This window comes from Gleimia hominis (assembly GCF_002871945.2).
GTDB classification, from domain to species: domain Bacteria; phylum Actinomycetota; class Actinomycetes; order Actinomycetales; family Actinomycetaceae; genus Gleimia; species Gleimia hominis_A.
The window spans coordinates 1,819,008-1,843,710 of the sequence record NZ_CP126963.1 but is presented as its reverse complement, the minus strand read 5'-3'; the positions used below and the strand labels follow the sequence as shown (position 1 = coordinate 1,843,710).

Sequence of the window (24,703 nt, the reverse complement as noted above, 5' to 3'; positions counted from 1 at the left end):
TCGCTCCCCTGGCGCGGTATGAACCGCCGCCTCATAGTGCAGTTTGATCCTGACGAGCCCAGCATGTCTGCGCCCACCTTCGCGGAACCTGACCAGGGTCCGCTAGCGGGCGGCCGGAAGGTGAATGCTAGGCATGATCTAACCCTCGGTCTCTGGCGTCGCGACTGCGAAATTTCGCGAGGGTTTCCGAGAAGGTGATTGCGCTTCGCAGATCTCCAGGCGCGTGGGTGCGGACGTAGTCAGCGCCATTGCCGATCGCGTGAAGTTCCGCCGCAAGGCTCGCTGGACCCAGATCCTTTACAGGAAGGCCAACGGTGGCGCCCAAGAAGGATTTCCGCGACACCGAGACCAATAGCGGAAGCCCCAACGCCGACTTCAGCTTTTGAAGGTTCGACAGCACGTGCAGCGATGTTTCCGGTGCGGGGCTCAAGAAAAATCCCATCCCCGGATCGAGGATGAGCCGGTCGGCAGCGACCCCGCTCCGTCGCAAGGCGGAAACCCGCGCCTCGAAGAACCGCACAATCTCGTCGAGCGCGTCTTCGGGTCGAAGGTGACCGGTGCGGGTGGCGATGCCATCCCGCTGCGCTGAGTGCATAACCACCAGCCTGCAGTCCGCCTCAGCAATATCGGGATAGAGCGCAGGGTCAGGAAATCCTTGGATATCGTTCAGGTAGCCCACGCCGCGCTTGAGCGCATAGCGCTGGGTTTCCGGTTGGAAGCTGTCGATTGAAACACGGTGCATCTGATCGGACAGGGCGTCTAAGAGCGGCGCAATACGTCTGATCTCATCGGCCGGCGATACAGGCCTCGCGTCCGGATGGCTGGCGGCCGGTCCGACATCCACGACGTCTGATCCGACTCGCAGCATTTCGATCGCCGCGGTGACAGCGCCGGCGGGGTCTAGCCGCCGGCTCTCATCGAAGAAGGAGTCCTCGGTGAGATTCAGAATGCCGAACACCGTCACCCTGCTGCGTAACATCGTTGCTGCTCCATAACATCAAACATCGACCCACGGCGTAACGCGCTTGCTGCTTGGATGCCCGAGGCATAGACTGTACAAAAAAACAGTCATAACAAGCCATGAAAACCGCCACTGCGCCGTTACCACCGCTGCGTTCGGTCAAGGTTCTGGACCAGTTGCGTGAGCGCATACGCTACTTGCATTATAGCTTACGAACCGAACAGGCTTATGTCCACTGGGTTCGTGCCTTCATCCGTTTCCACGGTGTGCGTCACCCGGCAACCTTGGGCAGCAGCGAAGTCGAGGCATTTCTGTCCTGGCTGGCGAACGAGCGCAAGGTTTCGGTCTCCACGCATCGTCAGGCATTGGCGGCCTTGCTGTTCTTCTACGGCAAGGTGCTGTGCACGGATCTGCCCTGGCTTCAGGAGATCGGAAGACCTCGGCCGTCGCGGCGCTTGCCGGTGGTGCTGACCCCGGATGAAGTGGTTCGCATCCTCGGTTTTCTGGAAGGCGAGCATCGTTTGTTCGCCCAGCTTCTGTATGGAACGGGCATGCGGATCAGTGAGGGTTTGCAACTGCGGGTCAAGGATCTGGATTTCGATCACGGCACGATCATCGTGCGGGAGGGCAAGGGCTCCAAGGATCGGGCCTTGATGTTACCCGAGAGCTTGGCACCCAGCCTGCGCGAGCAGCTGTCGCGTGCACGGGCATGGTGGCTGAAGGACCAGGCCGAGGGCCGCAGCGGCGTTGCGCTTCCCGACGCCCTTGAGCGGAAGTATCCGCGCGCCGGGCATTCCTGGCCGTGGTTCTGGGTTTTTGCGCAGCACACGCATTCGACCGATCCACGGAGCGGTGTCGTGCGTCGCCATCACATGGGCTCTGTTGCAAAGATTGGCGGCAGTCAGAGGTAGGCTGTCGCTCTGCGCCGATCAGGCGGCTGCTGCGAAATGGTGGTTGAGCATGCCCATGGCCTCCGTCAGCGCCGAGGGCCCAATGCCAAAAGCTCTCTCCACAAGGCGCACCTCGCCCCTGATGCCGGGCTGCAGGCACCAGGGGCGAGCCTGTCCTTTGCGCAGGGCTCGCATGACTTCGAATCCCTTGATCGTGGCATAGGCCGTGGGGATCGATTTGAAACCGCGCACCGGCTTGATCAGTATCTTGAGCTTTCCGTGATCGGCCTCGATCACGTTATTGAGATACTTCACCTGCCGGTGGGCCGTCTCCCGGTCCAGCTTTCCTTCGCGCTTCAATTCGGTGATCGCTGCACCATAGCTCGGCGCTTTGTCGGTATTGAGCGTGGCAGGCTTTTCCCAGTGCTTCAGGCCTCGCAGGGCCTTGCCCAGGAACCGCTTCGCTGCCTTGGCGCTGCGGGTCGGCGACAGGTAGAAATCGATCGTGTCGCCCCGCTTGTCGACTGCCCGGTACAGGTAGGTCCACTTGCCCCGCACCTTGACGTAGGTTTCATCCAGGCGCCAGCTCGGATCAAAGCCACGCCGCCAGAACCAGCGCAGCCGCTTCTCCATCTCCGGGGCGTAGCACTGGACCCAGCGATAGATCGTCGTATGGTCGACCGAAATGCCGCGTTCCGCCAGCATTTCCTCAAGGTCGCGATAGCTGATCGGATAGCGACAATACCAGCGCACCGCCCACAGGATCACATCACCCTGGAAATGGCGCCACTTGAAATCCGTCATCGTTCCGTCCGTCCAATCTCCGCCAAGCATGCTCAAGCTTCACGATTTTTGCAACAGAGCCCCCAGATCTAACCCACATCCCACCAAGGCCAAGGAGGACCCGCGATGGACGCCACCCGGAACCTGATCACCAACCACCTGGAGATCCCCGCCGACGCCGCCCCGCACGGTGAGATCCAGACTGCCGCCGAGATCCCCTTCAGCGTCCTCGACGAGCTCGCCGAGGAGGTCGGGGCCGAGAAGATCCCCATCCACACGCTCAGCCGCATCGGCTGGCACTACACCAAAGCCGACCAGATCATCGCCCTGGCCAGGCAGCGCGGCCTGTCCGATTGGCGCTACGGCGGCTTCGACACCGACCAGGTGGTCGCCAACTTCCGCGCCACCTACTGCTAGCCCCTCGCACCGTCCCGACCCCCAAGGATCAGGACTGGCCCCACACTCTCCGTTTCGCCCCACACGGTTGGGGCTTTTCTTATGCCCCGAGGAAGGAGCTGCCGCCACGATGACGAGCACGTATCAGCCAACCCGGTTCATGGCCGACGGCTCCACCTACAACCAGCGCAAAGCGGATTTCGCTGTCGCATTCATTCAGGCGCTGCGCCACACGAAAGGCCGCTGGGCAGGCACACCCTTCACACTGCTGGGTTGGCAAGAACAGATCGTGCGCGACCTGTTCGGCACCATCAAACCCGACGGCTACCGCCAGTTCACCACCGCCTATGTGGAGATCCCCAAGAAGCAGGGCAAGTCCGAGCTGGCTGCCGCGATCGCGCTGCTGCTGACGTGCGGGGACGGGGAGCAAGCCGCCGAGGTCTACGGATGCGCGGCCGACCGGCAGCAAGCCAGCATCGTCTTCGAGGTCGCCGCCGACATGATCCGCCAATCACCGGCCCTATCGAAGCGGGTGAAAATCCTCAGCAGTCAGAAGCGCATCATCTACAAGCCGACCAACAGCTTCTACCAGGTGCTCTCGGCTGAGGCGTACTCCAAGCACGGGTTCAACATCTCCGGTGTCGTCTTTGACGAGCTGCACACCCAACCCAACCGGGCCCTGTTCGACGTGATGACCAAGGGCTCTGGTGATGCGCGCACCCAGCCGCTGTACTTCCTCATCACCACCGCAGGCACCGACACCCACAGCATCTGCTACGAGCAGCACCAAAAAGCGCGCGACATCCTGGCGGGCAAGAAACACGACCCCACCTTCTACCCGGTGATCTACGGCGCAGACCTGGATGATGACTGGACGGATGAAAAGGTCTGGCACAAGGCCAACCCCTCGCTTGGCGTCACGGTGCCGGTGGAGAAGGTGCGGGCCGCGTGCAACTCGGCTCGCCAGAACCCCGCCGAGGAGAACTCGTTTCGCCAGCTGCGGCTTAACCAGTGGGTCAAGCAGTCCGTGCGGTGGATGCCCATGCACATCTGGGACGCATGCGCAGACCCGGTAGACCTAGACGAGCTGGAGGGCAGACCTTGCTACGGCGGGCTGGACTTGGCCTCCACGACGGATATCACCGCGTTCGTGCTCGTCTTCCCGCCCTACGGGGAGGACGAGAAGTACCGGATCGTCCCGTGGTTCTGGATTCCCGAGGACAACCTCAAGCTGCGGGTGGCGCGTGATCACGTGCCCTACGACCTGTGGCACGCCCAAGGCTTTCTTGAGACCACGCAAGGCAACGTGGTCCACTACGCCCACATCGAGCACCTCATTGAGCAGCTCGGCGAGAGGTTCGATATCCGCGAGATCGCCTTCGACCGGTGGGGCGCAGTCCAAATGAGCCAAAACCTCGACGATGCCGGTTTCACCGTCGTGCCCTTCGGGCAGGGCTTTAAAGACATGAGCCCACCGAGCAAGGAGCTGATGAAGCTCGCACTCGAAGGCCGCCTCGCCCACGGGGGCCACCCGGTGCTGGCCTGGATGGTCGACAACATCCATGTACGCACCGACCCGGCAGGAAACATCAAACCCGACAAGCAAAAGTCCACCGAGAAGATCGACGGGGTTGTCGCCACCATCATGGCCCTTGACCGCGCGATCCGAGGCGGCAGTAGCGATACGGGCACATCCGTGTACGACTCGCGCGGGCTGCTCGTCTTCTAACGCTCACGACAACGCAAAAGGAGGCCCCTGTGGGACTTTTCGACTGGCTACGCGGCACCAATGCCCGGCAGGTGTCGAACCACCAGCTGTCCTCGAGCTACAGCTTCCTGTTCGGGCCCACCAGCTCCGGGCGCACAGTCACCGAACGCTCAGCGATGCAGATGACCGCCGTTTATTCGTGCGTGCGGATCCTGGCGGAGGCGATCGCGGGCCTGCCCCTGCACGTCTACCGCACCGAGAAAGACGGGTCGAAGGTCAAAGCCACCGACCACACGCTCTACCGGCTGCTGCACGATGAGCCCAACCCGGAGATGACCAGCTTCGTCTTCCGCGAGACCCTCATGACGCATCTGCTGCTGTGGGGCAACGCCTACGCACAGGTCATCCGCAACGGCCTCGACGAGGTCATTGGCCTGTATCCGCTGATGCCCAACCGGATGAGTGTGGGCAGGGATGAAAATGGCAGGCTCTACTACGAGTACCAGACCACCAGTGACGAACCCGCCGGTGAGTGGTCTCGCATCCGGCTGTCGCCTGCTGACGTGCTGCACATCCCAGGGCTCGGGTTTGACGGGCTGGTGGGTTACTCGCCGATTGCGATGGCGAAAAACGCGATCGGCATGGCGCAGGCCTGCGAGGACTACGGGGCGTCGTTCTTCGCCAACGGGGCCGCCCCTGGCGGGGTGTTGGAGCATCCGGGCACGATCAAAGACCCGTCTCGGGTGCGCGAGTCCTGGCAGCAAACCTTTGGTGGGGCCCGCAACGCCAACAAGGTCGCGGTGCTCGAAGAGGGCATGAAGTACACGCCCATCTCCGTCTCCCCGGAGCAGGCGCAGTTCTTGGAGACACGCAAGTTCCAGATCAACGAGATCGCCCGGATCTTCCGCATCCCACCGCACATGGTGGGCGACCTCGAAAAATCGAGCTTCTCCAATATTGAGCAGCAGTCCTTGGAGTTCGTGAAATACACCCTCGACCCGTGGGTCATCCGCTGGGAACAAGCCCTGACCAAGACGCTGCTTAGCCCGCGTGAGAAGCCGAGCGTGTTCGTGAAGTTCAACCTCGAGGGCCTGCTGCGCGGCGACTACGTCTCGCGCATGAACGGCTACGCCGTGGCCAGGCAGAACGGGTGGATGAGCGCCAACGACATCCGCGCCCTCGAAAACCTCGACCGCATCGCTGCCGCTGATGGCGGCGACTTGTACCTGGTCAACGGCAACATGCTGCCGCTATCCATGGCCGGGGCCTACGCCACCACCCAGCGCACGCAGCAGGACGCACCGCCTGGAGAAGAGCAGCCTTCGGTGGAACAACGAGTTGAAAGGAGGAGCCGGTGAGACGGTTCTGGAACTGGGAGCCACCCGCTCCCGACATTGATAGCCCGGCAGGTAGTGATACCAGCCGGGTTTTGCGTATCAACGGGGTGATCGCTGAGGAGTCATGGTTTGACGACGACATCACCCCGGCCCTGTTCGCCTCCGAGCTGGCTGCAGGTTCCGGTGATGTGACGGTGTGGATCAACAGCCCCGGCGGAGACGTCGTCGCGGCAGCCCAGATCTACAACATGCTCATCGACTACCCAGGCCACGTCCGCGTCCATATTGACGGGATCGCGGCCAGCGCCGCCAGCGTGATCGCCATGGCAGGTGAGGTCGTGGCGATGAGCCCGGTCTCGATGCTCATGATCCACAACCCGGCCACCCTCGCCGTCGGTGACGCCGACGAGCTGGGCCGGGCCATCGACATGCTCGCAGCGGTCAAAGAATCCATCATCAACGCCTACGAGCTGAAAACCGGGATGAGCCGCGCCAAGCTCGCACGCCTCATGGATCAAGAGACCTGGATGGACGCGCGTGCCGCCATCAGCATGGGCTTTGCCGACGACTACCTCACCGGCAGCCGCACCCCACCCGACCCAGACGACGAGGACGGCGAGGAGCCGGACAAGCAGAAACCGTGGCCGCCGACGTCACGAAACCCCGCCCCGCTGGGCGATGCCGCCAGCGGGGTGTGTTTTGCCCGCAAGCCCGCCGAGCAGCGTCTCGTCGCACACCTGACCGACACGCCACCGACCACCCCGCCACCAGCCCCAGAGCCCACGCGGCCTGCGGGTCGAAAAGTGGTGGACCTGTACGCCGCCCTGATCAACCACACCCACTAACCAGCAAGGAGAATCTTTCCCATGTCCACGATGACGATTTCTGACCTTCGCGCCCGCCGCGCCGACACCTGGGAGAAGGCCAAGGCCTTCCTCGACGAGCGCCGCGGCACCACCACCGGCTGCCTTTCCGCCGAGGACGACCAGACCTACGCCCGCATGGAAGCCGATATCGACAAGCTCACCAACGAGATTGCTCGCGCCGAGCGCGCCCAGCGCCTGGACGCTGATCTGGCACGGGCCACGAATGCGCCGCTGACCTCGATGCCCGGCCAGACCGGCGAGGAGAGCGAACCGAAGACCGGCCGCGCCACCGCCTCCTATAAGCGGGCGTTTTGGGATGCGATGCGCCTGAACGCCTCTCCCATGGAGGTGCGCAACGCCCTGTCGGAGGGGGTCGATTCCGAGGGCGGCTACCTGGTGCCCGACGAGTTCGAGCACACCCTCGTGCAGTCCCTGGTTGAGCAGAACATCATGCGCGGGCTTGCCAACGTCATCCAGACCACCAGCGGGGATCGCAAGATCCCGGTCGTGTCCACCCACGGCAGTGCTGGGTGGCTCGATGAGGGCAAGCCCTACACCGAATCCGACGAGACGTTTTCCCAGATCACGCTCTCGGCGTTCAAGCTCGGCACGTTTTTGAAGATCAGCGAGGAACTGCTCGGCGATTCGGTCTTCGACGTCGAGGCCTACCTCGCCGCCGAGTTCGCCCGCCGCATCGGTGCCGCCGAAGAGGAGGCGTTCCTGGTCGGTGACGGCAAGGGCAAGCCGACCGGCATTTTCGACGCCACCGGTGGCGGTATCTCGGATGTGACCACCGCGAAGGCCGCCGACATCACCGCCGATGAGCTCATCGACCTGCACTACAGCTTGCGCGCACCGTATCGGGCTCGGGCAGTGTGGCTGATGAACGACGCCACCGTGAAAACCGTGCGCAAGCTCAAGGACAACCAGGGCCAGTACCTGTGGCAGCCAGCACTCACCGCTGGTGCCCCGGACATGATCCTGGGCAAGCCGGTGCACACCTCCACGTTCGCACCCGAGATCAAGGCGGGCGCGAAGACAGTGGCGTTCGGTGACCTGTCCTACTACTGGATCGCTGACCGGCAGGGACGCTCCTTCAAGCGCCTGAACGAACTGTTCGCCACATCCGGCCAGGTCGGTTTCCTCGCCTCCCAGCGCCTGGACGGCAAGCTCGTCCTGCCCGAGGCCGTCAAGATCCTCACCCAGAAGACCGGAGCCTAAAACCCCCACGCAACGAATAGGAGGTGGCAGCCATGAACCACCAGCTCATCGACCAGGTCAAAGCCAACCTCATCCTCGCCCACGACGCCGACGACGAGCTCATCGCCAACCTGGTGGCAGCTGCCACCTCCTATGCCACCGCCTACCAGCACCTACCCGGCGACTATTACGAGACTCGCGAGATGCCAGGGTCGACCCGGCAGGCGATTGTGATGCTGGCCAGTCACTTCTACGAGTCGCGTGACGGCTCCACGGCCGGGTTCTGGTCCGACAAACCCGATGCCGCCAAAGCCATGTGGGCCGCGGTGAACACGCTGCTGCGCCTTGAGCGCGAATGGAAGGTGTAACCCATGGCAGGCATTGGCAGTATGCGAGAAACCATCAACCTCATCACCCCCGTAGCCCGAAGGGACGCTGCGGGTTTCACGGGCAGCAGCGAGCAGGTGGTCGTCACGGTGCGCGCCTACCGCCAGATGAGGCACGCCAGCTCAGCGTGGGTCGACCGTGCCGCCTACACGCAGGCCACCGTCTTGTTCCGCATCCGCACCATCCCCGGGCTCACCGTCTCGGAGGTCATGCACATCGCCGCTGCCGATGGCCGCTACGTCATCGACACCGTCGAGCCCATCGGCGGCTACATCGAGATCCTTGCCCACCGTCTGCAACCGGAAGGAGCCCATCATGGCGCGCGTCCAGATCCGACTCCCCAATAAGTACATAGACGCACTCGAGGCCACCTCACGCCTGCTGGACACTGCAACCGACGAAGTTCTGACAGCTGGCGCGAACGTGGTCGAACCACGCATGCGAGCCAACCTCGCCGCCGCGATCGGGCAGGCGACCACCACGCCGTCGCGCTCAACCGGCCAGCTCCTCGGGGCCCTGGGTGTCACGAGCGTGAAGGTCAACTCACGAGGCGATCACAACGTCAAGGTCGGTTTCGCCGAGAACCGCCGCGATGGCAGGTCGAACGCGCTCATCGCCAACGTGCTTGAGCACGGCAGGAGCAACCAGCCCGCACGCCCGTTCCTGGCACCGACACGCTCCCAGACCAGACGGGGCGCGATGGAGGCGATGAAAACCGTGCTTAAAGCCAAGCTCGACGGGATCACACCATGACCATCCCGCTTTTGGAAACCCTCACCACGGTCGCTGACCGGCTTGATCTGCCGATCGCGGTGAGCCTGTTTAGCGCCTCGCCCGCACCGGATACCTATCTGGTGGCCACCCCGATCGGCGACACGCTGGAGGTGTTCGCCGACAACACCCCGAGCGTCGAAGTCGAAGAAGTCCGCCTCGGCCTGTTCACAACTGGCAACTACCTGACCTGGCGAGACACGCTCACCCACGCGCTCGTCGACGCGGGGCTGGTGGTGACCGCCAGACGCTACATCGGCTTCGAGGACGATACGGGCTACCACCACTACAGCTTCGATATCAGCTGCCACCACCCGTTTTAACGAAAGGACGAATCACCCATGGCCACGATTGGTCTTGACAAGCTCTACTACGCCACGATCACCGAAAACCCCACCACCGGCGAGGAAACCTACGCCAGCCCGAAGCCACTGGCCAAAGCGATCTCAGCGGAACTCTCCGTCGAGGTCGCCGAGGCGATCTTGTATGCCGACGATGGGCCCAGCGAGATCGTCAAGGAATTCAAATCCGGCACGCTCACCCTCGGCGTGGACGACCTAGGAGCAGAAGCCGCAGCGGCACTGACCGGTGCCACCCTGGATGCCAACGGGGTGCTCATCTCGTCCTCGGAAGACGGCGGCACACCGGTAGCGATCGGGTTCCGTGCCGCCCGCTCCAACGGCACCTTCCAGTACTTCTGGCTCTACCGCGTCAAGTTCGCCCTGCCAAGCACCACGCTTGCCACCAAGGCCGACTCGATCACGTTCTCCACCCCGAGCATCGAGGGCACGATCCTGCGCCGCAACAAGCCAGACGCGAAGGGCCGCCACCCGTGGAAAGCCGAAGCCACCGAAGGCGACCCCAAGGTCAAGGCCGAGATCATCACCGGCTGGTACCAGTCCGTCTACGAGCCCGCCGCCACCAGCCCCGGCAAGTAAAGGAGCCCGCTCATGACAAACACATCCTCGATTGATGCTGCCGGGCGCAGTGCGACCGTGACGATTGGTGGGAGCGAGTACGAGCTGGTGCTCACCACCAAGGCCACCCGGCTGATCGCCGAGCGCTACGGCGGGCTGGACAAGCTCGGAGCCGCGTTGGAGACCTCCGAGGACCTCGGCCAGACACTGACCGAGGTGATCTGGCTGATCACGCTACTGGCCAACCAGTCAGTGCAGATCCACAACCTCATCCACCGCGACAACCCGCGCCCGCAGTTGACGGAGGACGAGGTGGAGCTGCTGACGGTTCCTGCCGATATCGCCGACTACCGGGGTGCGATCGCTGAGGCACTGCAGCGAGGCACCCGCCGCGACATCCTCACCGAGCCAGCCCCAAAAGTGAGCCCGGCAGCGGACGGATAGTCGAATCCGACCGGGCAGTGTTCACCCGCCTGACCTACATCGGTTTAGCCCACCTCGGCCTGAGACAAGACGAGGTGGGCCTGATGGTCTTTGGTGAGCTCCTTGACCTGGTGGACTGCTGGCGGATCGAGACAGGACGAGCGAAACCAGCACGGGTGTGGTTCATCGACGACATCATCCCGCCCGGGATCTAACCCCACTGACAGGCAGGTGAATCCTCATGGCTGACTCATCGTTTGGTCTCAAGATCGGTCTGGAAGGTGAACGCGAGTTCAAGCGGGCCATCACCGACATCAACCGTGAGATGCGGGTGCTGGGCTCGGAGATGAAACTGGTGGCCTCCCAGTTCGACAAGAACGACAAGTCCACCCAGGCGCTGGCCTCCCGCAACCAGGTGCTGACCAAAGAGATCGAGACCCAAAAGGCCAAGATCGAAACACTCAAGGCCGCGCTGGAGAACTCGGCCGCGTCGTTCGGGGAGAACGATTCGCGCACGAAAAACTGGCAGATCCAGCTCAACAACGCCGGTGCCGAGCTCAACGAGCTGGAAAAAGAGCTCAAGGCCAACAATGATGCGCTCGGCGAGTTCGGTGACGAGGCCGACGGTGCAGGCGATGATGCGAAAGACGCTGCCAAGGATGCCGGGCATTTGGAGGACGCGGTCGATGATCTCGGCGACGAGATGGACGACACCGGGGATAAGACCCGGATCTTCGGGGACGTGCTCAAAGCGAACCTGGCCGCCGAGGCGATCGTCGCTGGTGTCAAGGGCATCGGCAAGGCGATCACGAGTATCGGCCGGGGTATGGCCGATGCGTTGAAGGACGGGGTGGAGTACAACGCCCGCATGGAGCAGTACACCACCAGCTTCACCACGATGCTCGGCGATCAGGCAAAAGCCCAACAGCTGGTCAACGACCTGAAAACCCAGGCCGCGAAGACCCCGTTCGGCATGGAGGATTTGGCGAAGAACACCCAAACCCTGATGGCGTTCGGTATCAGCGCCGACGAAGCTACCCGCAGACTAGGCCAGCTCGGTGATATCTCCCAAGGTGACGCGCAGAAGATGGAGTCACTGACGTTGGCGTTCGCCCAGATGTCCTCGACAGGCAAGCTGACTGGCCAGGACCTCAACCAGATGATCAACGCCGGGTTCAACCCGCTGGAGGAGATCTCCCGCAAGACGGGCAAGTCCATCGGCGAGCTGAAAGAGGAGATGGCCAAGGGCGCGATCAGCGCGGACATGGTCGCTGACGCGTTCGCTTCGGCAACCGAGGAAGGCGGCCGTTTCCACGGGGCGATGGAAGCCCAGTCGAAAACCTTCACCGGACAGCTCTCTACCATGCGCGACGGCATCGACAACCTCAAGGGCCTGCTCGCCCAAGGTTTGACCGACGCGCTGGCTGGCACGGTCATGCCGATGGTCAACGGGTGGATCGATGAGCTCACGGCAGCCTTCGAGCAGGGCGGCGCCCCGGCGTTGATCGACAAGCTCGGCGAGATCCTGCAAGAAGCACTCGCGTTCATCGCCGAGCAGCTGCCGATGGTCGTAGAGACCGGCATGTCGATCCTGACCGCCCTGCTGGAAGGCATCATCGAGGTGTTGCCGTCGGTTGCCGAGACAGCGGTGATGCTCATCGTTGCCTTGGTGGAGGCGATCATTGAATCCCTGCCAGCGTTACTGGAAGCAGCCCTGCAGATCATCGCCACCTTGGTCACCGGGATCGGTGAGGCTCTACCTGAGCTGATTCCGGCAGCAGTGGAGATGATCGTCGCCCTAGTGCAGGGGCTGGTCGATAGCCTGCCGATGATCTTGGATGCCGCGCTACAGCTCATCCTTGGGCTCGCGCAAGGCTTGCTGGAAGCGATCCCGGTGCTCATTGAGGCGCTACCACAGATCATCACCTCGATCGTGGAGTTCCTGGTCGCTGCGATCCCGCAGATCATCGAGACCGGTATCGCGTTGTTGACCTCCTTGGTCGACGCGCTCCCGGAGATCATCACCGCGATCGTGACGGTGCTGCCACAAATCATCACCGGCATCATCACCATGCTGCTGTCGGCCCTGCCGCAGCTCATCGAGGCTGGCGTCAAACTACTCACCGCCTTGATTGGGGCGCTGCCGCAGATCATCAGCACGATCGTGGCCGCGCTGCCGCAGATTATCGCAGCGATCGTCTCGGCGATCGGTGGGGCGATTCCGCAACTGGTCATGGCGGGTGTCGAGCTGTTGACCGCGTTGATTACGAACCTGCCGCAGATCATCTCGACCATCGTGGCGGCGATCCCGCAGATCATCACCGGGATCGTGGGCGCGGTCGGTCAAGGGGTCGGCCAGATGGCCTCTGCTGGCGCGGACCTCGTGCGGGGCTTGTGGAACGGCATCCAGTCGCTGGCAGGCTGGCTCTGGGACAGGGTTACAAGCTGGTGTTCTGACATTTGGGATGGCATCACGGGCTTTTTCGGCATCAACTCGCCGTCCAAGGAAATGGCGTGGGTCGGTGACATGCTCACCCGAGGCCTGGCCGGAGGTATCGAAGACACCGGAAGCCGCGCAGTCGCAGCCGCCGAGGACTTCGCCGCAGACACCCTTAAGGCCATGAGCGAGCTCACCAGCGGTATCGACGTGCCGATCACCACCAGCCTGGAGCCGGTCGATCTGACCCCAACCCACCTGCAACCACCGCTTGCAACCACCAGCCACAGCGCTGTCGGCCAGGAGGCAGGGCGCGCAGGAGAGGTGGCGGGCATCGTCGACCAGACCGCCCGGGCACTGCTGGAGGCCATGGACATCAAGGTCGTGCTCAACGACGGCGCGCTGGTGGGCAAACTCGCTCCCGGCATCAACCGCCAGTTGGCTCGTATCAACTCCCACCACACGGTGCTCGCTACAGGAGGAGGTGTCTGATGCATGGTTTCACTCTCGACAAGACAGTGTCCTCAACGTCGCTGGGCCTGAGGCTCACCGGCCCGGTCGACCTACCTGTCGCCGAGCGGGTCACAGACGATATTGAGGTGGCGGGCAGGGCCGGGACGCTGACCCGCCTGGGCGGCTGGCATGACACGTCGATCACGTTGCCGCTCGCGATCAAAGGCAGCCTGGCCGCCTACCACAAAGCCGCACTGGCGCTGACCCGGGCGGCGACCATTCACCTGTCCCACCAGCCCGAGGCGTTCCACAAGATCAAACACGCCTCCATTAGCCCGCTGCGCACGGACATGTCCTCGTGGGGATTCTTCGAGGCGCACCTGGTGTGCGAGCCGTTTAGCTACCTGGATTCTGGGCTGACCACCCACACGCTCACCGCCTCCGGGCAGATCACCAACCCTGGCCTGGTGGATGCGGCACCGATCATCACGATCAGGGGCACCGGGGCGTTGACGCTGACGATCAACGGGGCCGCCTATCGCGTTCAGTCACCGGCAGGGCAGATCACCCTGGACTCGGCGCGGCTTGTCGCGCACGTGGCAGGCCGGGTGCATACCGACGCGCTGACCGGCACGTTCCCGATCCTTACTCCAGGGGTCAACCGGGTCACTTTGGGTAGTGGCATCTCCAAAGTCGAGATCACCGGGAACTGGCGAAACCCCTAACCCGGCCCATCTCTTTGCTCCCAGTGCGCCCGTAGCCGTTTCTTTGGCTGCGGGTGCACGTCTGTGAAAGGAACACCACCGATGCTCACCGTGCATGCCCCGACTGCCACCACGTTCACCGCCACCGGCGAGGGTGTCCTCGACCCTGAACTGATCGACGCCCGGGTCGTTGAGGAACTCGGCGGAGCCTACCAGCTGACCGTCACCTATCCAGCCGATGGGCCGCTGGCCTCAAAGCTGGTAGTCGAGGCGATCATCGCAGCCCCTGTTCCCGGCACCACCATCCGGCAAGGGTTTCGTATCCACGAGGTCACAACGAGCCTGGACGGGCTGTTGGAGGTCACCGCCTTCCATCTGTTCTACGACCTGGCAGGCAACTTCATCGCCGACACCTTCGTGGTCAACAAAACCCCCAAGGCAGCCCTCGATCAGCTCCTTAGGTCTGCGACCACGCCGCACCGGTTCACCGCGACCAGCTCCGATACGGCCACCAGGGCCTCTGCGCGCGTGGTGCGGATGAACCTTGCCGCCGCGATCATGGACCAGGGGTCGGATAACACGTTCGCCTCCCGGTGGGCCGGAGAGCTCACGCGCGATAACTGGCACATCCACCACGCCGCCACACGCGGCGCGGATCGTGGGGTCGTGATCCGCGATCGCAAGAACCTCACTGGTTACACCTCGACCATCGATCTGACGAGCGTGGTCACCCGGATCGTGCCGGTCGGGTTTGATGGGATCACCCTGCCCGAGCTCTACGTCGACTCGCCACACCTGAATGCCTACGCGATCCCGCATATCAAGGTGATGCGCTACCCGGACATCAAAGCGATCGCCGACGCAGATAACCCCCGCGAGGACGAAGTACCTCTGCCGCAAGCACACGCCCTTCTGCGTCAAGCCGCTAAGACCGAGTTCACCACCAACCACGTCGATACGCCTGCCGCGAGCTACACCGTCTCGTTCGTTGATCTCGCATCGACTGCCGAGTACGCCGACCTCGCCGAGCTGGAGACCGTCCTGCTGGGAGACACGGTGACGGTACAGCACGCCGACCTGGGCGTGTCCCTGTCAGCGCGGGTCGTCGGCTACGAATACGACCCGCTCCAGCAGGCGTATGTCTCGGTGGAGCTCGGGTCGGTTGCAGGGAAGTTCACCCAGATCACCCGCCAGATCACCACCGCGCAGACGGCCGCCCAGATGGCTGCTGATCTTGCTGGCGTGGCGCTGGCATCAGCGGACGGGAAATCCACCAACCATTACGGGCCGAAACAGCCCGCTGCCGCCCGCCTCGGGGACACGTGGTTTAGGGACAATGGCGAGAGCATCGAGATCTGGATCTACCAGCTCACCGACACCGGCGAGCCCGGCTGGGTTGCCCTTGCCACGGACCTCAACCATGCTCAGGTCAGCGCTGAGCTCGCCGAAGCTCGCGCTGAGGTGGAGGCCGCGAAAACCGCTGCTGACGATGCCCAAGCTGCCGCTATCGCTGTCGCTGCTCGCCTCACCGTAGCCGAAGCCGAGATCGGCCAGGCGCGCGAAGCAGCCAGCCAGGCCGAAGCCACAGCACGGGAAGCTGAGGCTGTAGCCGGTGAGGCTGGCATGAAGGTGACCGGGCTTGAGAGTTCAGTCTCCCAAGCACAGCACCGTGCCGATACGGCCTACGAGACGGCACGGCAGGTTCAAACCAGCAGCGAGGCCCGGTTCACTGAGCTGACGAACGCGGATAACAGCCTAGCCTCGTCGCTTTCAATGATGGCCAGCGACCTGAACCTGCGTGTGCGCTCAAGCGAGATCGTCTCCCAGATCAACATCTCACCCGAAACCATCTTGATCGCCGGTGAGCGCATACACATCACCGGCCGAACCAGTATCGATGACGCCACGGTCACTACCGCGATGATCGCCAACGCGGCGATCACGGACGCCAAGATCTCCAACCTGTCGGCTGCCAAGATCACCACCGGCACGCTCGCGGCTGCCAGGATTGCGGCAGGCTCTATCACCAGTGACAAGCTCACGATCGCTGATGGGTTCATTAAGACGGCGATGATCGCGGACGCGGCGATCACGGACGCGAAAATCGGCTCGTTGTCGGCATCGAAGATCACCACCGGCACCCTGTCTGCGGCGAGGATCGCGGCCGGGTCGATCACGAGCGACAAGCTCACAATCTCCAACGGGTTCATCAAGACGGCGATGATCGCGGATGCGGCGATTACCTCGGCGAAGATCGGTGCGCTCGACGCGGGCAAGATCACCACTGGTGTGCTTAATGCCTCGCGTATTGGGGCGAGGTCGATCACGGCGGACAAGCTCGCGGCGAACGCGATCCAAGTAGGACTGGCGGGCTGGACGAGTTCGATCCGGATTACGCCAACACAAATCTCGTGGTACTCCGGGTCCTCATTGGAGGGGACGATCACGTCGTCTGGTCTGCGGTTTTGGTACGGGACGCGTTACATCGGTGAAATGGCCCGCCGGGCGAAAAAGGATGCCACCGATATCCAAGGCATCGTCAACCAGTTGGCCTACCGGGGGGACTACGTCGCTTGGACGTATCAGACGACCTCCACCGGCGACTATTTCACGTGTCTGACGTTGGATCCAAAGGGCAAGTTCTATGGGCGGGCAGGGATCCACCTGGGCGCTGACCTGCGGATCAACGGGAACAAGGTCTACACCTCTGACACCCGCTACGTCATGTTTCAAGACGTAGCTTTCAGCGGGAAAGGCACCTACGCCACTTTGTCGGGTTCCAGCGGGCTGGCACGGATCGGGTTCCACACCTACGACCTGCTCATCACCACGAATGGCACGTTCTACAACATGTCGCGGGCCTTCGACCGGCTCAAAGACCTGATGACAAGGGTCAACGAGATCATCCGCCGACTGAACTACGGCTGGATCGTCTCCATCTCCGGCTCCGGGTCGAACATCACCTGGACCAACTACAACAACACCGGCTTGTCGGCCATGTCCACCAGCCTCGTCTAGAAAGAACCTTTACGCATGCGTGTACTGATCGCTAACCGTCACCTCGGACCCATCCACGACCTTCTCGAAACGATGTCCCTCAAGCCCGCTCAATCGCGGGCGCGCTCCAAACTGCTCAAGTTGGTCAAGGACGCGCAGTTGCGGTTCGGCCAGGACGAATACGACCTCGTCACCACCCACGCCATCCTCGACGAGGAGGGCAAGCCCGTCATCAGCGAAGACGGCACCTTTCAACTCACCGGTGGCACCGACCTCGCCGAATTCCTGACACTGCGCGAGCAGCTGTTGGACTCAGTGGCTGAGGTGGATGGCCCCACTTACGCCACCCACCTCACCGATATCGCACAGCTGCTAGCCGACTACGACGAGCCCTTAGCCGGTGAGCAGGCGGAGGCATACAACGTTCTGTTCGACGCTGTAGAAGCAGCCCAACATGACGCAGTGAGGACAGCGGAGGTCGGTGACACCGATGAGTGAGAAAACCTCAGCCGAAGCAGGTGATGGCGAGGAAGTGGTGATTCACCCGATCGAACCAGCCCAGCCCGACCCGGTGCCTGTCCCACCAGCCGAAAACAGCCCCGAACACGTCGAGGAAGTCGGTCCGTCGACCGGCAGCCTCGACCTAACCGACACAGTTTTGGACGTCCTCACTAGCCCCAACCTGTAAACCACATCTGGCTTACACGGAAAGCCCGTACCCCGACCACCTGGGTGCGGGCCTTTGTCGTGTGCCCACAAACGGGAAGGAACCCACTTTCTATGTCGCTCAAAGCTATCTGGGCCACGATCCAAACCGGCCTGGCCGGGGTCGGGGCCGTCATCGGCGCGTTCCTCGGAGGCCTCGACGGCCTGGTGTACGCGCTCATCGCCTTCGTCGTAGTCGACTACATCACCGGCGTGCTCGCCGCGATCGCCGAACGCCGCGTCTCCTCAGCCATCGGTTTTCGAGGGATCAGCCGCAAAGTCGTGATCTTCACCCTGGTCGGACTTGCCCACCTGCTCGACGTGCACGTCATCGGAACACCTGGGGCGCTACGCACCGCCACCGTCGTGTTCTACCTGTCTAACGAGGGCATCTCCTTGATCGAAAACGCCACCCGCCTCGGGTTGCCTGTACCAGCCCACATCCGGCGCGCCCTGGACCTGGTCACCCGTGACGTGACAGGCAAACCCGACCTCGAACACCACCCCAACCAAACCACCACCTCAGCAGAAAAGGAGAACCTCTGATGAAGAACTGGGCCACCCTCGAAGCCGACGAAAACCGGCTGATGAACAAGCACTACAGTGCCGGGCGAAGCGGCCGGAAGATCAACAAGGTCATCATCCACCACAACGCAGGCAACCTCACCATCAAGTCCATCTGGGACGTGTGGCAGACCCGCCAAGCATCCGCCCACTACCAGGTCGACTCAGGCGGCCGGATCGGCCAGCTCGTCTGGGATCGCGACACCGCCTGGCATGCAGGCAACTGGGAAGCCAACACCACCTCCATCGGTATCGAACACGCCGACATCTCCTCCAAGCCCTGGCGTATCTCCGAGGCCTGCCTTGACAACGGTGCCCACCTCGTCGCCGCCATCTGCCACTACTACAAGCTCGGACGACCCGTGTGGGGCAAGAACGTGTTCGGCCACAAGCATTTCTCTGCCACCGAATGCCCGGCCTCGCTGGCAGGAAGCCAGCATGCGGCCTACATGGCACGCGCCCAGTACTGGTACGACCGCATGAGCGGCACCAAGCCCGCCCCGACACCACCGGCAAAGCCCACACCGCCCGCACCCAAGCCCTCCGCCAACATCGACGCCCTCGCCGACGCGGTCATCCGAGGCGAGTACGGCAACGGCGAGGAACGCAAACGCCGCCTGGGAGCCAACTACGCGGCCGTGCAGAAGCGCGTCAACGAGAAGCTCACCGGAGGAAACCCCACCAAGCCCTCCGTCAACATCGATGCCCTGGCTGATGCGGTGATCCGTGGAGACTATGGCAACGGTGAGGAACGCAAGCGCCGCCTCGGAGCCAACTACGCCGCTGTGCAGAAACGCGTCAACGAGAAGCTCGGCATCAGCTAACCCACGCGAAATCAACCCTTGGCCCCGTCATCACCTTCATCGAGGTGGTGGCGGGGCCTTTTCTGCGTTTGCGGAGCTGGTGTTTACCGCAGGTCGTCGAACGGGTCGATGACGGACTGCACTCCACAGCTCGGGCAGATGAACGCGATCCTGATGCCTTGACCTTCGCCTGCAGCAAACGGGTCAGGGACACAATCTGAGCCGCATTCTGAACAGGTTCGGTACGACTGGTCGTCGAGAAACACCGGGAGTTCAAAGTCGTCGCCAGTCATCTTCACCCGCCCTTGCTCTGTCGCGGTTCACACGTCGATCGGCCCGCATTGTGAATTGAGCAAAGAATAACTGCCTTATCTGAATAGAGGCGCAGATCCCAGCCACGGGTGCGAACGCGGCAGGGAGCATTGTTTCTGCTGTCCGGTTTCGTCTGGTGCAACCGGCGTATAGGCGACCACCTTTCGCCTCGTTGCCAGGAGGGCCTGCTCATGGCTCTGAACCAGACTAATCACCATCACATCCAGATGATGCGCGCTGCAGGGGTTGCCTACTCTCGTATTGCCGCGCACCTGGATCTGAACGCCAACAGTGTCAAGACCTATTGTCTGCGACACGGCATCACCGTCGACCCTGCCGTTGAGCAGGTCACGGACCCAGTTGGAGTGTGGTGTTTGCACTGCTGCAAGCCAATCGAGCTCCGGCAAGGATCGAAGTTCTGCTCCACGGCCTGTCGACGAGCCTGGTGGGCCACCCACCGCAGAGTGGTCACCGAAGAACTGGTCTGCGCGAACTGCCACCGACAGGTCACTGTTGCTCGCACGAGCCAGGTGAAACGCAAGTACTGCTGCCACCCGTGCTACATCCAGCACCGCTTCAACACACGTGGCGGTAAACGATGAACATGGCAGCCGAGCTGACGGCTCATCACCAGCTCACGCAGGTCAAGAAGCTTCTCGAACGCGGCATCCTCACCCCACGCGAAGCCATCACCGTGTGCCAGCGCCTCGACACCCCCGATGCGCCGCTAGCCGCCCTACAAAGAGCCAGTTTCGTTGACTATCTCGAGGGTTTGAGTGATGTATGGATACAACCTGAAACCCTGTCTGACTAGGAGAAATACCTTGAAGAGAATGGAGCAAATCACCCCGCCACCGATCAGCACTTCTCCGCTTGTGAAAGTGGCAGCGTATGCCCGCATCAGCATGGAAACCGAGCGCACACCGCTGAGTTTGTCCACCCAAGTTTCCTACTACCAGCAACTCATTCACGACACTCCTGGCTGGACGTTCGCCGGAGTGTTCGCCGATTCTGGAATCTCTGGAACCACCACGCATCGACCCCAGTTCCAAGAAATGCTGGCCCTTGCCCGGGAAGGGGCAATCGACCTGATCCTCACCAAGTCGATCTCGCGGTTCGCTCGCAACACCGTCGACCTGCTCGAAACCGTTCGCGAGCTGAAAGACCTCGGGGTGGAGGTGCGATTCGAAAAAGAGAACATCTCCTCAACCAGCGCTGACGGAGAACTCATGCTCACCCTGCTGGCGTCTTTCGCGCAGGCAGAATCGGAGCAAATCAGCCAAAACGTGAAGTGGCGCATTTGGAAAGGCTTCGAAGAAGGCAAAGCGAACGGCTTCCACCTGTACGGTTACACCGACTCCGCTGACGGCACCGACGTGCAGATCATCGAAGAAGAAGCAGCCGTGGTGCGTTGGATCTTCGCCCAGTACATGAAGAAGACCTCGTGCGAAAAGATGGCCGCGCAGCTCATCGCTGACGGTAGGGTTCCACACCTGGCTGACAACAAGATGCCCGGCGAATGGGTCCGTCACATCCTGAAGAACCCGCACTACACCGGCGACCTCCTGTTGGGCCGTTGGTCGACTCCGGAAGGCAGGCCTGGACGAGCAGTACGCAACACCGGCCAGTTGCCGCAATACCTGGTGGAAAACGCGATCCCCGCCATCATCGACCGCGACACCTTCACCGCTGTACAAACCGAGATCGCTCGACGTCGCGAGCTCGGTGCCCGCGCGAACTGGTCCATCGAAACTGTGGCGTTGACGTCGAAGATCAAATGCGTGTCCTGCAACTGCTCGTTCGTGCGCAACGTACGCAATCCGAAAACCCAAAACTCGATCTCCACCGAGCACTGGATCTGCACCGAACGCAAGAAAGGCCGCAAAACCGGATGCGGCACCTGCGAGATCTCTGACACGGCACTCAAAGGCTTCATCGCGCGAGTCCTGGGTATCGATACCTTCGACCAAGAGGTGTTCAACGAGCGTATCGACCACATCGAAGTGCAGGGAAAAGACCATTACACGTTTCATTACACCGATGGCACCAGCAGCTCGCACACGTGGCGACCAAACCTGAAGAAGAGCTCGTGGACCCCAGCAAGAAAAGCCGCCTGGGGTGAACTCTTGCGTGCCCGCTGGGCAGAAGCCAAAAGGCTCGGGTTGAACAACCCACGGCAAGCACCAACACCACCAGAAGCATTGGCGAAGTACCGGGCCGTGGCCAAGGCAGAGGCTGAGCGCCTGCGCGCCGAGCGAGGCGAACGCTAAATGGCCCGCACCGTCACAGCAATCCCCGCCACCCGAGCGCTCCACACTGGTGCTCCACTTGGACAGACAACCCTGCGCAGGGTCGCCGGGTATGCCCGCGTGTCCACCGACCACGACGATCAGGTGACGTCCTACGAAGCCCAGGTCGACTACTACACCCGCTACATTAGCGATCACGCGGGCTGGCAGTTCGTGAAGGTCTATACCGATGAAGGCATCACAGGCACCTCAACCAAACACCGCGCTGGATTCCAGCAGATGGTCACCGACGCGCTCGACGGCAAGATCGACCTGATCATCACCAAGAGTGTGTCCCGGTTCGCCCGCAACACCGTCGACTCGCTCACCACCGTTCGAGCCCTCAAAGACAAAGGCGTGGAGGTCTTCTTCGAGAAAGAAGGCATCTGGACCTTCGACGCCAAAGGCGAGCTCCTCATCACCATCATGAGCTCGCTGGCGCAAGAAGAAGCCCGCTCCATCTCCGAAAACGTCACCTGGGGGCACCGCAAACGCTTCGCCGACGGCAAGGTCACCGTCCCATATTCTCGGTTCCTCGGATACGACAAAGGCGAAGACGGCAGCCTCGTCATCAACCCCGAGCAAGCCAAACTCGTGCGCCGGATCTACAACATGTACTTAGGTGGCATGTCCATCGGAACGATCGCCCGCACCCTCACCGACGAACCAGAGACCTTCACCGCCGCAGGCAACAAGACCTGGTATTACCGATCCATACGAGCGATTCTCACCAACGAGAAATACAAGGGTGACGCTCTCCTGCAGAAGTCGTACGTCGCTGACTACCTGACGAAACGTCAAGTCATCAACCAAGGCGAAGTACCCCAGTACTACGTCACCGCCAGCCATGAGGCGATCATCAGCCCGGCAGTGTGGGACTTCGTCCAAGCCGAAATAGCTAAAGGGGCTAGAGATCAGCGAACCCAGCATCGCACCCGGCCCTTCTCATCGACCTTGGAGTGCAGCCAGTGCGGGCACTTCTTCGGCTCGAAAACCTGGCACGCGGGCAGTAAGTACGAAAAGGTCATCTGGCGGTGCGGCCACAAATACGCAGGCCAGGAAAAATGCGCCACCGGGCACATCAGCGATCAACGACTCAAGGACATGTTCCTTAAGGCCATTCGCCTTCGATTCGGCTCATCGACCGACACAGGTGTCAACCAAGCCGTTCTCGACGCCCTCGACACGAGTGACCTGGAGGTTGAGGCCGCCGGGTTTCTCGCTCAGATCAACGAGGTGGCCAAAAAGCTCCAATCGATGATCGCCCACAACGCACGAGTCGCTCAAGACCAGCAAACCTACGAGAAGGCGTTCAACGCTAGCCACGAACAGCACCAGGCGCTGTTAGCTGATCACGCTGCCGTGGTCGCCGAGATCCAGAACAAAAACAACCGACTGGCCGCCTACCACTATTACATGCAGGAGACCGCCAACCTTGATCTTGAACGCTTGGTCTTCAGCCCATACCTCTGCGTAGCTTTGCTCGATAAAGGCACCGTCGACGTCGACGGCAACGTCACCTTTCAATTTCGCGACGGCAGCACCCAAGTAGTCGCCATCAAGCAGTAACCCAGTATCCACATCTAAGCGCCTGCCAGAACCTGGTGGGCGCTCGCGTAGTCTTGGAGTGGTGGATTGCTTACAATTGAAAATTCTTCAGCAAGTTGAGGACTACGTGACGCCGTTCCAGGTGGTCGAGGGATTCGATGACCGCTGGTGGCACGACAGGGCTGGACGAGTCGGCGACGACACCCTGGGTGGCAAAGAGTACATCCAGTTTCTTGCCGATAGTGTGGAAGTCGGGCGTGCTGAGGTGACAGATTGGCCGCTCTCCGATAGCTATATCGGAGTTGACTCGACGGTGCCAACCAAAGAGATCTGGTTCTTTGAAATCCGCCATGACCTTCGCCGACAGCACTATGGGGCTGAGTTTGCAAGGCATCTGATCAGCCACTACGCAGGTTACCCCTTGATCGCTTTCTCCGAAGGCGCTGACGAGTTTTGGGCAGGAATTGGCTGGCACTATTACCCGCGTAAAGACGGGGATCCCCATTACCGCAAGCTCTTCGTTTCCCGGAAGATCGGCCCATGACCCTCGCTCGCTGGAAGTGAACCAGTCAGGCGGCTAAATCGTAGTTGGCGCGCGTTTGTATCCGTTGTGACATGAAAGTTTCCAGCACACGCCCCTCAAATGGTTGCAGCATTTCCACCAGCGTTTGCACGACGGAGCGTGGCGTATAGAAAGCTCCACCTTCCTTACCCGTTTCTTTGCCTGCAAACTGGCCAAGAAAATACTCGTACACAGAACCGAGAACGTCGTCAGAACCATGATCGGCATCCGATCCAAACCCGATCGTACCAATCAGATCAACAAGCTCACCAAGGCGTTTTTTGTCCAAACCTTCCCGGCCATAGTTGCGCGGGAGGACACCTCGCAGTGACGGGTTTTCACGCTCGATCAGCTGCATCGCCTCATCAATAAGCTGACCGATCTCTGGCTGCTTGGCTTTATCTTGTAACTCGTGCCAGCGGGCTCCTTCGGGCACCCAGAACACGTTGTGCCCCGCATACTCGTCGCGGTCTTCGAGGAAGCTGCTGAACTGTGCATCATCGATGCCGTCTTCGCGTAGTTCATCTTTGAGCACTTTGCGGCGTTCCTCAAACCTGTCAGAAACATATTTGAGGAACACCAGCCCCAGCACGACGTGCTTGTACTCAGATGGTTCCTGGTTTCCACGGAGCTTGTCAGCCGCATCCCAAAGCGTCTGCTCCAAAGTTTTCTTCTTAGCGGCCATATGCTT

26 protein-coding genes and 1 pseudogene are annotated in these 24,703 nt (G+C 61.7%); 23 read left to right on the top strand and 4 right to left on the bottom strand.

The window, feature by feature from the left end; translation table 11 throughout:
* Window positions 1–127: 127 nt before the first annotated feature.
* Window positions 128–979 (bottom strand): sulfonamide-resistant dihydropteroate synthase Sul1, encoded by an 852-nt coding sequence (gene sul1, locus CJ187_RS08105; RefSeq protein ID WP_000946487.1) that lies wholly within the window; start codon window positions 977–979, stop codon window positions 128–130.
* 101 nt (window positions 980–1,080) lie between these two features.
* On the opposite strand from sul1, the pseudogene intI1 reads away from it, so the two are divergent.
* Window positions 1,081–1,836 (top strand): annotated as a pseudogene (gene intI1, locus CJ187_RS08100) (class 1 integron integrase IntI1); the annotation flags it as partial.
* Between the two features lie 54 nt (window positions 1,837–1,890).
* Here the strand turns inward: intI1 and CJ187_RS08095 are convergent.
* Complete coding sequence (locus CJ187_RS08095) at window positions 1,891–2,655, bottom strand: IS6-like element IS6100 family transposase (protein WP_001389365.1); 765 nt, start codon at window positions 2,653–2,655, stop codon at window positions 1,891–1,893.
* A 105-nt stretch (window positions 2,656–2,760) separates the two neighbouring features.
* On the opposite strand from CJ187_RS08095, the gene CJ187_RS08090 reads away from it, so the two are divergent.
* The 18 genes from CJ187_RS08090 (at window position 2,761) to CJ187_RS08005 (ending at window position 19,323) form a co-directional block, all read left to right on the top strand.
* Window positions 2,761–3,051: a hypothetical protein gene (locus tag CJ187_RS08090; RefSeq protein ID WP_060797819.1), complete on the top strand. Its 291-nt coding sequence runs from the start codon at window positions 2,761–2,763 to the stop codon at window positions 3,049–3,051.
* Window positions 3,052–3,160: 109 nt separating this feature from the next.
* Window positions 3,161–4,759 carry a terminase large subunit gene (locus CJ187_RS08085; protein WP_041631002.1) on the top strand — a complete coding sequence of 533 codons (1,599 nt, stop codon included), beginning with the start codon at window positions 3,161–3,163 and terminating at the stop codon, window positions 4,757–4,759.
* A gap of 29 nt (window positions 4,760–4,788) precedes the next feature.
* The gene (locus tag CJ187_RS08080; protein ID WP_102217279.1) at window positions 4,789–6,096 is read left to right on the top strand and encodes a phage portal protein; all 1,308 of its coding nucleotides are present in this window, start codon (window positions 4,789–4,791) and stop codon (window positions 6,094–6,096) included.
* Window positions 6,093–6,920 (top strand): head maturation protease, ClpP-related, encoded by an 828-nt coding sequence (locus CJ187_RS08075; RefSeq protein ID WP_102217280.1) that lies wholly within the window; start codon window positions 6,093–6,095, stop codon window positions 6,918–6,920. Before CJ187_RS08080 ends, CJ187_RS08075 begins: the two co-directional genes overlap by 4 nt.
* Window positions 6,921–6,941: 21 nt before the next feature.
* A complete protein-coding gene (locus tag CJ187_RS08070) occupies window positions 6,942–8,162 on the top strand; it encodes a phage major capsid protein (protein ID WP_102217281.1) in 1,221 nt (406 codons plus the stop codon).
* 32 nt (window positions 8,163–8,194) lie between these two features.
* Window positions 8,195–8,509 carry a head-tail connector protein gene (locus CJ187_RS08065; protein WP_102217282.1) on the top strand — a complete coding sequence of 105 codons (315 nt, stop codon included), beginning with the start codon at window positions 8,195–8,197 and terminating at the stop codon, window positions 8,507–8,509.
* 3 nt (window positions 8,510–8,512) lie between these two features.
* Window positions 8,513–8,875 (top strand): phage head completion protein, encoded by a 363-nt coding sequence (locus CJ187_RS08060; protein WP_102217283.1) that lies wholly within the window; start codon window positions 8,513–8,515, stop codon window positions 8,873–8,875.
* Window positions 8,844–9,281 carry an HK97-gp10 family putative phage morphogenesis protein gene (locus tag CJ187_RS08055; protein ID WP_102217284.1) on the top strand — a complete coding sequence of 146 codons (438 nt, stop codon included), beginning with the start codon at window positions 8,844–8,846 and terminating at the stop codon, window positions 9,279–9,281. Before CJ187_RS08060 ends, CJ187_RS08055 begins: the two co-directional genes overlap by 32 nt.
* Entirely contained in the window at window positions 9,278–9,622 is a 345-nt protein-coding gene (locus CJ187_RS08050) for a hypothetical protein (protein ID WP_007000815.1), read from the top strand. The genes CJ187_RS08055 and CJ187_RS08050 overlap by 4 nt, the downstream gene beginning before the upstream one ends.
* Before the next feature lie 18 nt (window positions 9,623–9,640).
* Entirely contained in the window at window positions 9,641–10,237 is a 597-nt protein-coding gene (locus tag CJ187_RS08045; RefSeq protein WP_005295596.1) for a major tail protein, read from the top strand.
* 12 nt (window positions 10,238–10,249) lie between these two features.
* A complete protein-coding gene (locus tag CJ187_RS08040; protein ID WP_100622304.1) occupies window positions 10,250–10,660 on the top strand; it encodes a hypothetical protein in 411 nt (136 codons plus the stop codon).
* A gap of 220 nt (window positions 10,661–10,880) precedes the next feature.
* Window positions 10,881–13,568 (top strand): phage tail protein, encoded by a 2,688-nt coding sequence (locus CJ187_RS08035; protein WP_102217285.1) that lies wholly within the window; start codon window positions 10,881–10,883, stop codon window positions 13,566–13,568.
* Window positions 13,568–14,254 carry a hypothetical protein gene (locus CJ187_RS08030; protein WP_102217286.1) on the top strand — a complete coding sequence of 229 codons (687 nt, stop codon included), beginning with the start codon at window positions 13,568–13,570 and terminating at the stop codon, window positions 14,252–14,254. The genes CJ187_RS08035 and CJ187_RS08030 overlap by 1 nt, the downstream gene beginning before the upstream one ends.
* Before the next feature lie 81 nt (window positions 14,255–14,335).
* Window positions 14,336–17,251 (top strand): phage tail spike protein, encoded by a 2,916-nt coding sequence (locus CJ187_RS08025; protein WP_102217287.1) that lies wholly within the window; start codon window positions 14,336–14,338, stop codon window positions 17,249–17,251.
* Window positions 17,252–17,266: 15 nt separating this feature from the next.
* Complete coding sequence (locus CJ187_RS08020; RefSeq protein ID WP_102217288.1) at window positions 17,267–17,728, top strand: DUF1617 family protein; 462 nt, start codon at window positions 17,267–17,269, stop codon at window positions 17,726–17,728.
* Window positions 17,721–17,918: a hypothetical protein gene (locus CJ187_RS08015; RefSeq protein ID WP_100086745.1), complete on the top strand. Its 198-nt coding sequence runs from the start codon at window positions 17,721–17,723 to the stop codon at window positions 17,916–17,918. The genes CJ187_RS08020 and CJ187_RS08015 overlap by 8 nt, the downstream gene beginning before the upstream one ends.
* A gap of 92 nt (window positions 17,919–18,010) precedes the next feature.
* Window positions 18,011–18,481, top strand: coding sequence for a phage holin family protein (locus CJ187_RS08010; RefSeq protein WP_102217289.1), 471 nt, complete (start codon window positions 18,011–18,013; stop codon window positions 18,479–18,481).
* On the top strand, window positions 18,481–19,323 hold the full coding sequence (locus tag CJ187_RS08005) for an N-acetylmuramoyl-L-alanine amidase (protein ID WP_102217290.1): 843 nt from the start codon (window positions 18,481–18,483) through the stop codon (window positions 19,321–19,323). The genes CJ187_RS08010 and CJ187_RS08005 overlap by 1 nt, the downstream gene beginning before the upstream one ends.
* A gap of 347 nt (window positions 19,324–19,670) precedes the next feature.
* On the opposite strand, the gene CJ187_RS08000 is transcribed toward CJ187_RS08005, so the two are convergent.
* Window positions 19,671–20,168: a hypothetical protein gene (locus tag CJ187_RS08000; RefSeq protein ID WP_146003130.1), complete on the bottom strand. Its 498-nt coding sequence runs from the start codon at window positions 20,166–20,168 to the stop codon at window positions 19,671–19,673.
* Between the two features lie 44 nt (window positions 20,169–20,212).
* Between CJ187_RS08000 and CJ187_RS07995 the strand changes: the two genes are divergently transcribed.
* The 4 genes from CJ187_RS07995 to CJ187_RS07980 all read left to right on the top strand — a co-directional run bounded on the left by CJ187_RS07995 (window position 20,213) and on the right by CJ187_RS07980 (window position 23,994).
* Entirely contained in the window at window positions 20,213–20,428 is a 216-nt protein-coding gene (locus CJ187_RS07995) for a dihydroorotase (protein WP_102217292.1), read from the top strand.
* Window positions 20,429–20,447: 19 nt separating this feature from the next.
* A complete protein-coding gene (locus CJ187_RS07990) occupies window positions 20,448–21,884 on the top strand; it encodes a recombinase family protein (protein ID WP_102217293.1) in 1,437 nt (478 codons plus the stop codon).
* Window positions 21,885–23,471, top strand: coding sequence for a recombinase family protein (locus CJ187_RS07985; RefSeq protein WP_102217294.1), 1,587 nt, complete (start codon window positions 21,885–21,887; stop codon window positions 23,469–23,471).
* A 76-nt stretch (window positions 23,472–23,547) separates the two neighbouring features.
* Window positions 23,548–23,994, top strand: coding sequence for a GCN5 family acetyltransferase (locus CJ187_RS07980; protein WP_197408649.1), 447 nt, complete (start codon window positions 23,548–23,550; stop codon window positions 23,992–23,994).
* Between the two features lie 25 nt (window positions 23,995–24,019).
* On the opposite strand, the gene CJ187_RS07975 is transcribed toward CJ187_RS07980, so the two are convergent.
* Window positions 24,020–24,697: a type I restriction-modification system subunit M N-terminal domain-containing protein gene (locus CJ187_RS07975; RefSeq protein WP_233187390.1), complete on the bottom strand. Its 678-nt coding sequence runs from the start codon at window positions 24,695–24,697 to the stop codon at window positions 24,020–24,022.
* Between the last annotated feature and the right edge of the window lie 6 nt (window positions 24,698–24,703).

What these genes read in the sequence shown, in the direction of transcription:
- sul1 (WP_000946487.1), bottom strand. Translation starts at nt 979, where the DNA reads ATGTTACGCAGCAGGGTGACGGTGTTCGGCATTCTGAATCTCACCGAG.
- CJ187_RS08095 (WP_001389365.1), bottom strand. Translation starts at nt 2,655, where the DNA reads ATGACGGATTTCAAGTGGCGCCATTTCCAGGGTGATGTGATCCTGTGG.
- CJ187_RS08090 (WP_060797819.1), top strand. Translation starts at nt 2,761, where the DNA reads ATGGACGCCACCCGGAACCTGATCACCAACCACCTGGAGATCCCCGCC.
- CJ187_RS08085 (WP_041631002.1), top strand. Translation starts at nt 3,161, where the DNA reads ATGACGAGCACGTATCAGCCAACCCGGTTCATGGCCGACGGCTCCACC.
- CJ187_RS08070 (WP_102217281.1), top strand. Translation starts at nt 6,942, where the DNA reads ATGTCCACGATGACGATTTCTGACCTTCGCGCCCGCCGCGCCGACACC.
- CJ187_RS08065 (WP_102217282.1), top strand. Translation starts at nt 8,195, where the DNA reads ATGAACCACCAGCTCATCGACCAGGTCAAAGCCAACCTCATCCTCGCC.
- CJ187_RS08060 (WP_102217283.1), top strand. Translation starts at nt 8,513, where the DNA reads ATGGCAGGCATTGGCAGTATGCGAGAAACCATCAACCTCATCACCCCC.
- CJ187_RS08055 (WP_102217284.1), top strand. Translation starts at nt 8,844, where the DNA reads ATGGCGCGCGTCCAGATCCGACTCCCCAATAAGTACATAGACGCACTC.
- CJ187_RS08050 (WP_007000815.1), top strand. Translation starts at nt 9,278, where the DNA reads ATGACCATCCCGCTTTTGGAAACCCTCACCACGGTCGCTGACCGGCTT.
- CJ187_RS08045 (WP_005295596.1), top strand. Translation starts at nt 9,641, where the DNA reads ATGGCCACGATTGGTCTTGACAAGCTCTACTACGCCACGATCACCGAA.
- CJ187_RS08040 (WP_100622304.1), top strand. Translation starts at nt 10,250, where the DNA reads ATGACAAACACATCCTCGATTGATGCTGCCGGGCGCAGTGCGACCGTG.
- CJ187_RS08035 (WP_102217285.1), top strand. Translation starts at nt 10,881, where the DNA reads ATGGCTGACTCATCGTTTGGTCTCAAGATCGGTCTGGAAGGTGAACGC.
- CJ187_RS08030 (WP_102217286.1), top strand. Translation starts at nt 13,568, where the DNA reads ATGCATGGTTTCACTCTCGACAAGACAGTGTCCTCAACGTCGCTGGGC.
- CJ187_RS08025 (WP_102217287.1), top strand. Translation starts at nt 14,336, where the DNA reads ATGCTCACCGTGCATGCCCCGACTGCCACCACGTTCACCGCCACCGGC.
- CJ187_RS08020 (WP_102217288.1), top strand. Translation starts at nt 17,267, where the DNA reads ATGCGTGTACTGATCGCTAACCGTCACCTCGGACCCATCCACGACCTT.
- CJ187_RS08015 (WP_100086745.1), top strand. Translation starts at nt 17,721, where the DNA reads ATGAGTGAGAAAACCTCAGCCGAAGCAGGTGATGGCGAGGAAGTGGTG.
- CJ187_RS08010 (WP_102217289.1), top strand. Translation starts at nt 18,011, where the DNA reads ATGTCGCTCAAAGCTATCTGGGCCACGATCCAAACCGGCCTGGCCGGG.
- CJ187_RS08005 (WP_102217290.1), top strand. Translation starts at nt 18,481, where the DNA reads ATGAAGAACTGGGCCACCCTCGAAGCCGACGAAAACCGGCTGATGAAC.
- CJ187_RS07995 (WP_102217292.1), top strand. Translation starts at nt 20,213, where the DNA reads ATGAACATGGCAGCCGAGCTGACGGCTCATCACCAGCTCACGCAGGTC.
- CJ187_RS07990 (WP_102217293.1), top strand. Translation starts at nt 20,448, where the DNA reads ATGGAGCAAATCACCCCGCCACCGATCAGCACTTCTCCGCTTGTGAAA.
- CJ187_RS07985 (WP_102217294.1), top strand. Translation starts at nt 21,885, where the DNA reads ATGGCCCGCACCGTCACAGCAATCCCCGCCACCCGAGCGCTCCACACT.
- CJ187_RS07975 (WP_233187390.1), bottom strand. Translation starts at nt 24,697, where the DNA reads ATGGCCGCTAAGAAGAAAACTTTGGAGCAGACGCTTTGGGATGCGGCT.